This window comes from Paraburkholderia denitrificans, from assembly GCF_042655705.1.
In the GTDB taxonomy this organism is placed as follows: Bacteria; Pseudomonadota; Gammaproteobacteria; order Burkholderiales; family Burkholderiaceae; genus Paraburkholderia; species Paraburkholderia denitrificans.
In genome coordinates this window covers 26,371-38,736 of the sequence record NZ_JBHSMP010000023.1, presented here as the reverse complement: position 1 = coordinate 38,736, position 12,366 = coordinate 26,371, and the positions used below count along the sequence as shown (strand labels likewise).

13 protein-coding genes and 1 pseudogene are annotated in these 12,366 nt (G+C 58.6%); 8 read left to right on the top strand and 6 right to left on the bottom strand.

What is annotated here, in order from left to right; translation table 11 throughout:
* Positions 1-202: 202 nt before the first annotated feature.
* The 7 genes and pseudogenes from ACFPTO_RS18545 (at position 203) to ACFPTO_RS18515 (ending at position 6,349) form a co-directional block, all read left to right on the top strand.
* Positions 203-829: a tyrosine-type recombinase/integrase gene (locus tag ACFPTO_RS18545; RefSeq protein WP_377713522.1), complete on the top strand. Its 627-nt coding sequence runs from the start codon at positions 203-205 to the stop codon at positions 827-829.
* A gap of 365 nt (positions 830-1,194) precedes the next feature.
* A complete protein-coding gene (locus ACFPTO_RS18540) occupies positions 1,195-2,868 on the top strand; it encodes a DUF262 domain-containing protein (protein WP_377713520.1) in 1,674 nt (557 codons plus the stop codon).
* A gap of 58 nt (positions 2,869-2,926) precedes the next feature.
* Complete coding sequence (locus tag ACFPTO_RS18535; RefSeq protein WP_377713518.1) at positions 2,927-3,562, top strand: hypothetical protein; 636 nt, start codon at positions 2,927-2,929, stop codon at positions 3,560-3,562.
* A 438-nt stretch (positions 3,563-4,000) separates the two neighbouring features.
* Positions 4,001-4,879: an HNH endonuclease gene (locus tag ACFPTO_RS18530; protein ID WP_377713516.1), complete on the top strand. Its 879-nt coding sequence runs from the start codon at positions 4,001-4,003 to the stop codon at positions 4,877-4,879.
* A gap of 12 nt (positions 4,880-4,891) precedes the next feature.
* Positions 4,892-5,121: pseudogene (locus ACFPTO_RS18525) on the top strand (IS66 family transposase); the annotation flags it as partial.
* A gap of 225 nt (positions 5,122-5,346) precedes the next feature.
* Entirely contained in the window at positions 5,347-5,820 is a 474-nt protein-coding gene (locus tag ACFPTO_RS18520) for a hypothetical protein (RefSeq protein ID WP_377713514.1), read from the top strand.
* 220 nt (positions 5,821-6,040) lie between these two features.
* Positions 6,041-6,349, top strand: coding sequence for a hypothetical protein (locus ACFPTO_RS18515; protein ID WP_377713512.1), 309 nt, complete (start codon positions 6,041-6,043; stop codon positions 6,347-6,349).
* A gap of 222 nt (positions 6,350-6,571) precedes the next feature.
* Here the strand turns inward: ACFPTO_RS18515 and ACFPTO_RS18510 are convergent, their stop codons facing one another.
* Both ACFPTO_RS18510 and ACFPTO_RS18505 read right to left on the bottom strand, forming a co-directional pair.
* Positions 6,572-7,045 carry a hypothetical protein gene (locus tag ACFPTO_RS18510; protein ID WP_377713510.1) on the bottom strand — a complete coding sequence of 158 codons (474 nt, stop codon included), beginning with the start codon at positions 7,043-7,045 and terminating at the stop codon, positions 6,572-6,574.
* Positions 7,046-7,509: 464 nt separating this feature from the next.
* Positions 7,510-8,361 carry a hypothetical protein gene (locus tag ACFPTO_RS18505; RefSeq protein ID WP_377713508.1) on the bottom strand — a complete coding sequence of 284 codons (852 nt, stop codon included), beginning with the start codon at positions 8,359-8,361 and terminating at the stop codon, positions 7,510-7,512.
* Positions 8,362-8,446: 85 nt separating this feature from the next.
* On the opposite strand from ACFPTO_RS18505, the gene ACFPTO_RS18500 reads away from it, so the two are divergent.
* A complete protein-coding gene (locus tag ACFPTO_RS18500) occupies positions 8,447-9,016 on the top strand; it encodes a transcriptional regulator (protein ID WP_377713506.1) in 570 nt (189 codons plus the stop codon).
* Between the two features lie 57 nt (positions 9,017-9,073).
* Here the strand turns inward: ACFPTO_RS18500 and ACFPTO_RS18495 are convergent, their stop codons facing one another.
* The 4 genes from ACFPTO_RS18495 to ACFPTO_RS18480 form a co-directional block, all read right to left on the bottom strand.
* Positions 9,074-9,382, bottom strand: coding sequence for a hypothetical protein (locus ACFPTO_RS18495; RefSeq protein WP_377713504.1), 309 nt, complete (start codon positions 9,380-9,382; stop codon positions 9,074-9,076).
* 97 nt (positions 9,383-9,479) lie between these two features.
* On the bottom strand, positions 9,480-10,349 hold the full coding sequence (locus tag ACFPTO_RS18490) for a hypothetical protein (protein ID WP_377713502.1): 870 nt from the start codon (positions 10,347-10,349) through the stop codon (positions 9,480-9,482).
* The gene (locus tag ACFPTO_RS18485; RefSeq protein WP_377713500.1) at positions 10,346-11,281 is read right to left on the bottom strand and encodes a recombination directionality factor; all 936 of its coding nucleotides are present in this window, start codon (positions 11,279-11,281) and stop codon (positions 10,346-10,348) included. The genes ACFPTO_RS18490 and ACFPTO_RS18485 overlap by 4 nt, the downstream gene beginning before the upstream one ends.
* Positions 11,282-11,316: 35 nt before the next feature.
* A complete protein-coding gene (locus ACFPTO_RS18480; protein WP_377713498.1) occupies positions 11,317-12,309 on the bottom strand; it encodes a YqaJ viral recombinase family nuclease in 993 nt (330 codons plus the stop codon).
* Positions 12,310-12,366 lie beyond the last annotated feature (57 nt).

Sequence of the window (12,366 nt, the reverse complement as noted above, 5' to 3'; positions counted from 1 at the left end):
CCGGCCCCTCCCTGACCTCCTGCGTCGGACCGGAGCCCCCTACCGCGCGAGCGGTTTCGTTCGTCGGCGGCCTAGTGGCACTCCAGTTTGCAAATTCTGGATTTGGCTGACTGACCGGTTTGGACAAAGTTGTCTGACCGGAGTGGGTCGGGTAGCGCCCACCGGTCAGACTAGAGCTCCCTTCAATCGAAAGGAGATCGTCATGAATGCGCTAACAAACACTGGTCGGTCGCGGGTGCCGTGGAACAAAGGAAGATTGACCGGCCAGAAGCCACCACTGAAGCTCAAGGAAATTTGGGCGATCCGCGTGCGCCTGCAGCTTTCGTTCCGCGTGCGGGATCTGGCCATGTTTAATCTCGCCATCGACAGCAAGCTTCGCGCATGCGATCTGACGAAGCTGCGGGTGCAGGATGTCTGTCACGGGGAGCGCGTCGCCAGCCGGGCAACAATCATGCAGCAGAAGACGCAACGGCCGGTACAGTTCGAAATCACCGAACAGACCCGCGATAGCGTGGCGGCATGGATAGGGCATGCGAGGCTGCACGCAACTGACTTCCTGTTCCCGAGCGGAATTCACGACTCCCCACACCTGTCGACGCGCCAATATGCCCGACTGGTCCATCGGTGGATCGCGTCAATCGGCCTGGACGACTCCGCTTACGGTACCCACACGATGCGCCGGACCAAGGCGTCGTTGATCTACCGTCGCACGAAGAACCTCCGGGCCGTCCAGTTGTTGCTCGGCCACACGAAGCTTGAAAGTACGGTCCGCTACCTTGGCATCGAGGTAGATGACGCACTTGAAATGGCGGAACAGACAGAGGTCTAGCTTGGCAGGACGGTTAGCGAAGGGACGCTGACCGGCCATCATGAGTCGTCCACTGGAAGGTCCGCTCCGACGTTCGAATGCCAATGGCGCTCCGAAAGCGGACTTCCCATTTATATCTTCAAGTTGAAGGTCTGACTGCCGTTAAGCAGGATTGGCACTGGCATGTCCTGCGGAGGTATCCGAGCCGTTGCGGGCATCCACCAAGTTCAGCGCTATGTGGCCTGCTGCCCTCAAGCGCGGACGCAGCGATAGTGCTTGGAATTTTGGAGAGTCCGTCGCCAGTAGCGCTAGCAGAAACAATTCGGGGAATTTTCAATACTAACGTGGCAGCCTGGCAAGGCTGACGACTAAAGAGAGGTAGCGACATGTCCTACTTGGGCATCTCTGTGCGCGAAGCGATGAGCAAGCTGAACGCCACGCACGGTGGGTGGTTCCTGCCGCAGGTGCAGCGGCAGTATGTGTGGGGTGCGCGTCATGAGTCGGAAGGCTATGTGTGCCTGCTACTCGATTCACTGAAGCGCGGCTATCCGATCGGGGGCGTGGTGCTCTGGGAGACATCTACGCCAGTACCCTATCGCGAGTTCGTACGCGACTACGCACCGGGCCAGTACGCGCACCAAGTTGAAGAGGGGCGTTGGGGCGCGGCCAAATCGCTCGTGTACGACGGCCAGCAGCGCTTGCAGACACTGTATTCGGTGTTGTACTACCGTTTAAACGGGCGTGTGCTGCACTTCGACATGTTGTTCGATGCCGACGCGGTCGAGTCCGACGACACCGGATTCTTGTTCCGGGATGCTGACGCGGCTGCCGAAGTCCGATACCTAAAGATGACCGAACTGGTCAGCAAGGTCCACTCACACAAAGAAAAGGTTGTGCTCGAAGAGCGCTTGCTTGCGGCGGCGAATGGCGACGCAGCAAAGCAGATGCTCGTGCGGGTGAACCTGACCGCGCTGTGGGATATCTTCGTTGCTGACAGTACCAAGTCCATTGCGTATTTCTCGGTGCGCGCGGAGACGCCGACGGAAGTGAACGAGGTGTTTCGCCGCCTTAACACGGGCGGCGTGGCGTTGACGCAGTTGGAGTTGGTGCTCAGCAAGATCAAGGCGGTGCAGTCCGACTACGAGGAAGAGCTTTGGAGGCTTTCTGAAACGATCCGCGAGGTCAGTGGCGGCATCGCGTTTTCATCCACCGAGATCTTGCAGTTCTTCCACCTGATGGTGAAGAAGACCGCCCGCATTGATGCGGACCGGCTGGAGGCCAAGGACATTGCCGCTTTCCAGAAGGCGCTAGCGGACGACAGCGATGCACTGGTGGAGGTATTCCAGGGCTACTTGGCCGGGCTGTTTAGCATCAACCACGCCTCCATCGTGCCGCGTTGGCTAGCAGTACTGCCGATTGCCTCATTCTTGGCGGCGCGTAAACGCGGCGGGCACGAGTGGCGGATCCGTGCCTTGCCTGTAGCCGAGGTGACCTTAATCCATCGCTACTTCCTGCTCTCACAGTTCTGCGACTGGAATACACAGACGATGGTGAATCAGTTCGCGCGCGCGGCACGCGACGACGGAGAGGCCGGCCTGCCCTTCCCCCTGGACGCGATCCGTCAGACTGCGATCCAGAAGAGTCGCACCGGCGATCTGCACGAGCACCAGTTCTTGGCTGAGCCCTGGCTGGCAGCCAAGGTGTTGATGCCGAGCCGTAGTTACATCTTTCACGAACGCAAGCCACAGGTGGACCACATTTTCCCGCTTAATCTGAAAGGGGCCGATGAGACCTACCAGAATGCCGTGGACGTGCTATGGAACTTCCAGCCGATGCCGGCAGAAGTGAACAATTACAAGCGTGCGAAACATCCCAAGGAGTTCTTCTGCAGCGAAGAAGGTAGGAAGTACATCGACGCGTACGACTTCATCCCAGACACGTCATCTCTGCTGTGGGACGACTATGTCGGGTTCATTGCAGAGCGCGAGAGGAAAATGCGCGGCCAGCTAGAGACGAAGTACGGTGTGAGGTTGATCACGAACCCTCAAGCTGAGGTATAGCCACACTAAACACTGCAGCTTCGCGTCATTCCTAATCTCAAAGCAGACAGAGCACTGGATGATCGACATATACGACGTAATGAACGTCTTGGCGGCACAACGAAGTGCTTACCATTCGGAAGCCGATTTTCAGCATGCTTTCGCCTGGGAGGTTCATCGGCGACTCCCGATGGCCTCCGTTCGCTTGGAAAAACCTATCCTTGCGAACGGGCAGACTCTTCACTTGGACTTCTTGATTCAGACCGTTGAATGTAAGGTGGCCGTTGAACTGAAGTACAAGACTAGAAAGCTACTCGTGGAAGTTGACGGAGAGGAGTTTCGGCTCGCCGACCATGGTGCGCAAGATTTCGGTCGATATGATTTCATCAAAGATATCTGCCGCCTAGAAGGCATCGCCGCGAATCTTCAGAACTGCGAAGGCTGGGCAATTCTCTTGACTAACGACAGCATGTACTGGCGGCCATCCACGAACGAACGGACTAATGATGCTGCATTTCGTTTGAGCCAAGATCGCACTCTCTATGGCACCCTCGGGTGGGGTGCGAATGCGTCGGACGGAACGAAACGAAATCGGGAGGCCAATCTCTCAGTCGATGGCAAGTACACCCTCCAGTGGACTGATTATGCAGCCCCAAGCAGCGGAAACTATGGCCAGTTTAGGTTTCTTGCCGTCCACGTACCTAAACGTGTTTAATCGCGTGCTTTAGCGGGGGCGTCAGCTACTTCACATCAAACATTGAGCGCGCCCTGGCGAGAAATTTGACCGTCTCTTATGGGGCGACTACGGAAGTTCGAAGTAACGTCAGGGGCGATTGCATCGCAGACTGACGACGAACTTCCGGGTTCGGCCAGCAACTGCCGCTCAAGAAAAAGAGAGTTGCGCCGCTGGAACGGCTAAATCGATTCCAAAAGCAGACAGACGATTAGGCGCAAGGTCGACCTCAGCCCAACTAGCGCTTCATCGTAGCTCGTGCGCCTTCACGTCGCCTTCTAGCCGTTCCGACTGTTTCAATCACCGTCCAACTCGGAACCTTCCGGTAAGTCGGACTGGTACTATCTGCCGGCGGCAGTGGCTGCAGGATCCCCTTCACCTTTTTTGGCGATGAAGATCGTCGGTGCCCCCGAGCACAATATGACTAAGACAACTAAAAAGCTAGTCCGGGAACGCGCGGTTTTTCTTATCGACACCGACGCGAAATCTAACGAAGGCTTCAGTTACCACGACAAATGGTTCGAGAAAGAGGTTGCAGTGTTGAGCGGGGGATCGCGATACCTCGAAAAGCTAGAAAACCTCGTGCGCGGCGATACGGTACTGATGTATGTGAAACGCAAGGGAATATTGGGTCGGGGCATCATCGTCGATGACGAAGCTCTCAAAGTTACTGACGTCACTGAGATCGTCAGTCCGAGGGAGCCAATTGAATATCACCGGAAGGTGTTTTGGACCGGCGATTTGCGGAGTAAACCGGTGACCTTGGCTGAATTTGTCGCGCTCAACGGATCGAATCCTCGCCACGCCCTGCAAGAACTGAGAACGGGTCAGGCGGAAGTCATGGCCCTGATCAATGAGCGGTCCGAGGAAATCGACCTTGCGGAGATCGATCGGCAAACGGATTCGGCGCCTATAACAGAAGCACTGACCACGAGCTTGGCACGTCGTAAGCAAGGTAAGTATCGCGAGGATCTGCTGAACCTCTGGGGTCGTACCTGTGCAGTGACAGGCTGTGATCTTGAGCCCATCCTTCGGGCGTCCCACGCGTTGCCTTGGAGGAAAGCGAGTCACAAACAGCGCGTCGATCCCAACAATGGCTTGCCGCTCATACCCACACTTGATGTACTGTTCGATGCCGGCTTGATTGGCTTCAGCGATGAGGGAACGATGTTGCGGTCCGCGTCGCTGCAAGAAAGACATTGTGAGGAGTTCGGCCTTCCGCGCAGCCTGCGGCAACCGTTAAATGCTTCGCAGAAGCTTTACCTTCAAATCCACCGCGAAATGTATGGTTTGAAGTGAGGCGCGAAAAGAGTTGATCAACTTCGAGCGTGGCTCACAGCTACGCTCGAAACCCTCTTGTTCAAATCCGACACCAGCCGGGCAATCCTGCTCACTCGATCGGTGGAAAGCGTTCACGCGCTACTGCGAAGACGAGCACTTGGAGATCGACAATCTGCCGGTCGAGCGTGCGTTGCGACAAGTGCCACCGAACGCCCAATTACCTGTTTTTAGGTCCGATCGGTGGCGAGCGAGCATTTGCAACGTGCTTGAGCGCCGAACGTTGCCTCGAACGGTGGTTTGGCTGACCGGATTACTCCATCAGCTGCCCTTTAATACTCGACGGGGCGACGGACGGCAGTGGGTCGGTCTGAGCCGATCGCGTCGGGCGATAAGCGGCCATGAACGGACCTTCGTGCTGCAAGGCTTCTTTGTCGACAATGTGAATACAATGTGTCACTCAAAATTGGCGCGGCCCGAGGACTACCGTGGATTATTTGGAACCGTCAGCTCTTTCCATTTCACCGCGGGACGGCTCCGTCTATTTGCGAGGCGCTAATGAACTGCTACGCAGGGACACGCCCAAGACGTTCGTTGCGACCCGGCTGGCCCCCTTGATTCACCGAAGCATCAATCATCAAAACGGCTACGAGTGGATCTGGCTCGGGCATCTCACCTTCGCTGGGCTGCCATGTGGCCTTGGTCTCTGCTTTTATGCCGAGGAGCTATCCGAGTTGAGCTTCGGAGTCTCGCTCCCGGCCCCGGAGCTGATTGACGGTTGGCCCAACCGGGCGACGAGCGAGCGTGAGATCGAATTTGTTCGCGAGGAGCTAAAGACGCAGATGAATCGCTCGTTCGATTCGGGCGTCGAGCAATTTGGGTGGGGAAGCGTGTGGTGTTTATTCGATGAGCGGGGACAACAGGCGTCTTCCGGCTTGCGATACGGAGACCGGCGTTCATAGATCCGGCCTGAGCGCTTTGTGGTAGCCGCATCATTGCCGACTTGGGAATGGCTGCTTCGGCGAAAGTTGATGGACCGCTTCGGGTCGTCTGATGCCAATTGCATAGATGTGCAAATTGACGACCGGGCGGGGGCGATTCATCGGTCGGAGTGCAGCCACTCGGCGACATTCGACGGTAACTCCACGCCAGTGACGATTGGCCCGACTTTGAATTGATGAGATGAATATGCGGCTGAGCCCGGAATTGAGAAAGAACCTGGATTGGTTGGCCGACAATTGGCAAAGAAAACAACTGACCAATCTCTCGCCGTACCACGCCGAATTTGATTCCGCGTTGCAGAATATTTTGGCTGATTGCGCCAGCCGACAAGATGTCGAACGTGTCGTTGAGGGAACGTTATTTAGGGTCGCAGAGGGGTATGCTTTTTTGCTCGATGTTGAGCCGGAGGAGCTAGCGAGAGACCCATGGATTTCATTGCGTCGTCTCGGTGATATTGCCGATCGGCTCCGGAAGGTCGACGGTACGTAAATCTTTGAGCCAGATCAAGCACTGCTGCCGAGCGGTCATGTGTTGGTCTACGCCAGTATCGCCGCCTACCGGCAGGGATGCGTCGGAAGCAGAGTGCAGCGAAAACCAATCGCCGGTAGGCGACGAAGTGCGGGATGCGGCCACTTTGAGACATTCGACACTGTGGGCTGGATTGCCGATAATTACCGTTGGCCTTCTGCTTAGTGCCGCGGAAATGATCCTCTAGAAGATCACGTAGTCTTTGAGGTTCGCGCCTGATGCTCCGTCAACCAGTGCGCACGGCCAGTGTCCGCGCTCGAACCATACAAGCTGAGCTGCGGTATCGGCCGGGAGCGGAACGCCGCATGCAGCATGAAGGTGTTCCAGTGAGAAGGTCCATGCCGCGCTCCAGGCTGCTGCGGTGGGCGCGTGCCAAACATCTTCGTCCGGGTCATAAGGGATGAGCGTTGCCACGTGATCTATAACAAACCTCAGCGAAGCAACCCACTCTTGCTCTTCCTCTGGCGGAACCAAAACATCGTGCAATTCCTGCTGCCGGATGGCTATCGCAAGGGACGCTGGATCCTCAGGGCCCAACCATGCATCCCATTGAACGATGCGCGGGTTACTGGCATTCAACATGGGGACGCCAATGTTGCTGAACAGCGGGGTACGAACGATACGACTCTTTAGTCTTTGAAGTTTGGACGATTCCACTAGCAGTCTCTCGGTCAACATTCAACGCGATCAGGATCTTCTATCTCGATGATTCAGTCGCTGCAATAATAAGCCAGCGCGGAACGGCTATTCCGTGCGAAGACTGCATAGTGCGTTGCCTAACAGTACGATTGAATGTCGGCTAGCCGGAAAGATGAAGGACCGCTCCGGGTCGAAATGGGCCAGATGTCCCATGTACATCCAGGGCGCTCGCTTTTCGCACTGCAGCATACAAGGCGAACGTCAACCGCCGAATCCGAATACGCAAATAAAGTCACCTACCCCCGCGAGAGGTAGGTGAGTTCGACGTGATCAATTCAGCGTCTTGTCTGCCTTGCAGACTGCCGCAGGTTTCAGGGCATACCCTGTGATCTTGACGAAATCCCCGTCCTTCCCGCGTATGCCGGTCACGACTGAGCGGCATGGGTGACCTTCAATGCGGACGCCGATTCCGGGACTGACGGCTACTGGGCAAGTAAGACGTTGTCAGGAACATCAAGTGCATAGTGAACGTGTTTCTCGTCGCGGTGGTCCAGCAGGTTCCGCATCATCCTCGTCCAGTCTTTATCGAGTCGAGTGGCGCTACCTTCCTGCCGTTCCAGCTCTACACCAGACCATGCCGGGACAACCTCGTCATCCCTGACGAACCACTGGAACACTTCACTCGTCTTAGTTACACCGCTGTACGCCTTGTCAATCTGCGCGAGCGCATCCTTCTCCTGCTGCTCCAAACGGGCGCGCTCCTGCGGCAGGCTGGCGAGGGCGTTACGGGCATCATTCAGCTCCCGTTGCGCCCGCTCGACGGCGGACTGCGCCGTTTGCATTGCGCTTTCGCGTTTGACGATGGCTTGCTGAAACGCTTCGGGCGTAGCTGCACCCAACGGCGCTCCATCAGCCTGCAACTGCGCGAGCTGACTCTGGGCGTCGGCGAGTTGCTTCTCCAGTTGTTCGGGATTCTGCTGACGGACGCTCTCGGCGGTCTGGTCTGCTGCCTGAAAATAGCCCTGGAAATCGTGCTGCGTATCGCTGATCTTCTTCTGGCGGAATGCGGCAAGCAGCGCCGCGCCGTTCTTCAGCTCGCAGCGGTATTCCACGACCATCCGGTTCGTTTCGTCCTTGAATGTGCGCCAGCCATCCTTCTCACACGAGTCACGGTTCGAGAGGGCCGTTTCGTAGGTATGGGTCGAGTCCTGCGGAACAGTCGCCGCCTTGACTGTATCGATTTCAGAATGGCCGCAGCCAGCCAATGCCGCGCACATGGCCGCGCCGAGCGCGAGCGTCGTGATCCCGGTATGGAGTTTGATGTTTTTCTTCACTGCGAGATTTCCTCTTGTGGTTGGTAAGTGCGAGTGGTTGTTGCCAGGAGGATTCGAACGGGTGACGTGCATACCCCGCCCGTGCGTGGATCAGACCGCACCGTGCGGCTTCCCGCATGACTTTTCGGCCGTGTTACAGGTATCGGATCGTAAACTGTATGGTTTATTCAAACAACCTCATAGTTCTCAAAAGAGTCTGCTTCTCTCCCACACTCCGCCCATGCAAACGGCGGACGAAAAACAGGCTTTCTCAGCGCGGCTACGGCAGGCGCTCAAGCGAAGCCCGAAGAAGATAGCGACGGCCACGGAACTGGCGGTGCAGTTCAGCCTGCGCCATCCCGAGGCAGCCATTACGGCTCAGGCGGCCCAGAAGTGGCTGACGGGCAAGGCATGTCCGACACCGGACAAGATCGAGACGCTGGCGAAGTGGCTGGACGTGTCGCCGATGTGGTTGCGATACGGGTTGGCGGATAAAGCCCGCCCGGCCCGCTCCCGTGATGCCGCCGTGAAGCACAGCGCAAAGCTGCAACCGGCGGCAGATGAAATCCTCCTGCTGGAACGTCTGCGTGCCTTGCCCGAGGCCCGTCGCCTGCTAGTGCTGGAGTTGGTGGAACAGTTCGCGCTGGATACGGCGGTGTGGACCCAACGGTCGTAACAGATACGCCGGGATAGCCTGGCGGACGGTGGAACTGCTGGACGACGGGACTCGTCATTAATATTCGTCGGGTAGCAGAACAGTCGTCAGGGAACGATCCGCTTCGGTGACGATCCAGATGCATCGTCCGTTCCAAAGCCGGTAACAGGAAAGCACGCGCTCGCCGTTTGCGGCAGCGAAATCGTTCTGTTGCCGGTCGGCGTCGTCCACATCACCCCAGTCACTGCGCGCATGCCGGTTGACGAGCCGAAAAACGGAAACATCGACGGCCTGAAGGGCTTGCAAGGCACCAGGCGTCGCGACGAGCACGCCGAGTTTCAGGCGTGGCGTCGGCAGCAATGGAATAACGGAACAGTCATCACTCATCGAATATTCCAGAATGGGGGCGAGTGCCGTCCTCCGGGCAGGCCGGAAGCAGCGCATCGAAATGAAAGAGGTAAAACGGGAGCGTGAAACACGTGCCTTACGATGCTGAACCGGGCGTGACAACCTGACGGCGCAGCGCGATGGCTCTGGCCTGTGAACAACCAAGGTAATTGCGGATGCCGACGACAGTGGGCCGCAACTCACCATCGGCAATGGCCTGTGCAAGCCAGGTTACGTCGTCCTGCCCTGTCTGCGCATCAGGGTTCGCCACGGGTGCAGGAACTGTCAGAGATGGCCGAAGCGCGAGCACCCACAGCAGACAGGCCACGCCTTCGAGCACAATGGCAAACCCGAGGCTCAGTAGCAGATCGACGCGGGCGGGCGTCGTGCCCGATAACGCGGCGAGTCGCGTCGTGACTGGATCGGCAATCAATGCGTCGTGACGGGTCGTGATGCGGTCGTGCCCGGCGTTCTGCTGCCGGATATCGCCCGCTTTGGCCTCCAGTGCGTCCAGTTTCGCGGCGAGCGTGACGCGACGCACTTCGAGACTGCCGCAGTTGCGCGAACAACGTTGTGCTCTGGCCTGAGCCAGTTCGTGCGCGACGTTGGCCCGTTCCTCCATGACGGGCGCGAGTGCTCGCACAGAAACCCCAGGGCCATCCACCAGGCCAGACGCACGAACCTCGGCGGCGTGCTGCTGGGCGAACAGGAAAAAGAGCAGATGCCCGGTGCAGGCGGCGGTCATGCACGCCCCCCACAGGACGGCACCTGTAGCCTGAACGATGACCGACGCATGACGCACGAGCGCGGGCAGCAGATGCGCGCTGACGACGAGCACGATGCTGATTGCGATCCACACGGCCCGCTCGGGAAGCGTTCCGCCGCGCTGCCACCCGGCCAGTACCGACATGCAGAGCGTCGTGCTGGTAGCAACGACGGCCAGCGCCATTGCAGGACGCTGGATCATGTGGCTTGCCCGCCCAGTACCGCAGCGCGCTGGTCCAGCCGGTTCTTCAGCCGCGAAATCGCTGGGGACGTCGGGTTTGCCGCAGCCGCAGTTTCATCGCAATCGACCCCGCCACTACCACCGTCCTGCGAGTCCGCAGGATAGAACTCGTCCACGACCGCCGAACCGTCCTCGACACTTTCCTCGAAGGCCCCGTTGCTGAAGCCTTGCCAGGCGGCCTCGTCCAGTGCGGCCTGATCGAATCCGACCGCCCTGCGCTGCGCGTCGTGCTCCCGTGCCTGTATCAACGCGGCTTCCATCGTCATGTCGGCGCGCACTACCAGATCGACGTAATAGATCGCGCTTCTGTAGCTCTGCGCAGTCGATTTGCCACGCAGCTTTAGCTCCAGCGGCAGGCAGGCCAGCAGGTTGCCCGACACCGCCCTGAAGTAACGCAGGCGCGCCGTGAGCGTTCGGATCGAGTTATACGAGGTCGTCCTGAAGATGAAACTCCCCATCTCGTCCTCGTCTCCGATCAGCACGTTCAGGCGGCCATACGGCTTGCACGCGCCGCCCTGTGCGAATCCGCAGCCGTCCGGCGAGGGACACGACAATTCCTCGATACCGTTCTCACCTGCACGACGGCAGGTTTCGCCGTTGCCAACGCACACGGGCCGCCCGGTTTCGCGGTCGAAGCACGAATATTCGGCGCGCAGGTTCAGATCGGGATCGTTGAACAGGAAACGAACGGGAATCGCGCGCAGCTTGCCGCCGCTGGCCTTGCGCAAGGCTTCGTCGTAGGGGTGCAGCAACCACTCTCCGCGCTGCTGGACCTGTGTCGTGAGCTGGAATTCATCCGATTTTTCGGGCAGCCGTTTGCCGTTCTTTTCGACGACACGACCGATACTGATGCGGCCAATCGTCGGCGGCGTGATGCTCAATCCTTTCAGCATGACGATGCTCCTGTGGTAGATAGCGACAATGGAAATCAGGTCGAGACGAGAAACCGGCGCGAACCCGGTTTCGTGATGGCGTACTGCGCGGCGAGCGCCGGATGGTCGGCGAGCAGACGTTTGAGATCGACACCCGCGCTGTCCTTGCTGCGTCTGTAAGAAACCGAACCCGTCTCGAACTGGGCGCGGTCGGCTTCACCCATGCCCTGGGCGATGGTCTGTTTCAACTGGGCTTCGACGGCCTGACGGGCCTCAATGTCGGCGCGCACGGCAACGAGGTCTGCGAAGGCCGACGACAGGCGGTGGTCATCGGTGAAATCGACGGTGCCGCCTGTGCCTGGATACAGGCAGCGCAGCGCCCGATCCGCCGAATCCGAACCGTCAGCCGGGGGCGGCGTATCGGTTTCGACGTACCGCCAGAAGACCGCTTCGAGTTCGATCAGGCGCGCGATCAGGGCGTCGTCACGCTCAATGCGATGCACTTCGAGCTTCTGGCCGCAAACCAGAACGGCTATGTCGGCGGCTTGCTTTCCTGCCACGGCAAGCTGATGCTGGACTTGCAACTGCACGTATTCCGGCACACCATCGCGCCAGAGCCGTGAGCCGAATTCGCCTGCTGTTTTGCACTCCAGGATTTGCAGTCCCGGCACACCGACGACTTCGCGGTCGAGATTGGCGAGCATGAACGGAATCGTTGGGTGCCGAAGTACGGCATTCACACGCCGCACGCGGTTGCCGGTCTGCTTCGTGTACGACGCGGCGACGATGGGTTCGAGCAGCGTGCCCCAGTAGACCGGCTCAGTCGTGTCGTTCGGATCGGGCCTGGGCAGGTTCGCATCGCGGCCCGTTTTCTCAAGCCACAATTCGAGCATCGACTTGTACGGCGACAGCCCCACGGCTGCGGCTGCGTCACTTCCGCCGATCCCGGATCGTCTCACCGTCAGCCAGTCTTCGCGCGATAGCTCCTTCGTTTCGACCAGTCGCAGCGCGGGGCGAGGACGACGCCCTGCGGATTCAGCTAATGCCATTTATCAACCTCCAGAAATGACAATGCCCGGTGGGGATAATCCCGACCGGGCATTGAT

Bases quoted from the DNA above. Each gene is read 5' to 3' on its own strand.
- ACFPTO_RS18545 (WP_377713522.1), top strand. From the start codon at position 203: ATGAATGCGCTAACAAACACTGGTCGGTCGCGGGTGCCGTGGAACAAA.
- ACFPTO_RS18540 (WP_377713520.1), top strand. From the start codon at position 1,195: ATGTCCTACTTGGGCATCTCTGTGCGCGAAGCGATGAGCAAGCTGAAC.
- ACFPTO_RS18535 (WP_377713518.1), top strand. From the start codon at position 2,927: ATGATCGACATATACGACGTAATGAACGTCTTGGCGGCACAACGAAGT.
- ACFPTO_RS18530 (WP_377713516.1), top strand. From the start codon at position 4,001: ATGACTAAGACAACTAAAAAGCTAGTCCGGGAACGCGCGGTTTTTCTT.
- ACFPTO_RS18515 (WP_377713512.1), top strand. From the start codon at position 6,041: ATGAATATGCGGCTGAGCCCGGAATTGAGAAAGAACCTGGATTGGTTG.
- ACFPTO_RS18495 (WP_377713504.1), bottom strand. From the start codon at position 9,382: ATGAGTGATGACTGTTCCGTTATTCCATTGCTGCCGACGCCACGCCTG.
- ACFPTO_RS18490 (WP_377713502.1), bottom strand. From the start codon at position 10,349: ATGATCCAGCGTCCTGCAATGGCGCTGGCCGTCGTTGCTACCAGCACG.
- ACFPTO_RS18485 (WP_377713500.1), bottom strand. From the start codon at position 11,281: ATGCTGAAAGGATTGAGCATCACGCCGCCGACGATTGGCCGCATCAGT.
- ACFPTO_RS18480 (WP_377713498.1), bottom strand. From the start codon at position 12,309: ATGGCATTAGCTGAATCCGCAGGGCGTCGTCCTCGCCCCGCGCTGCGA.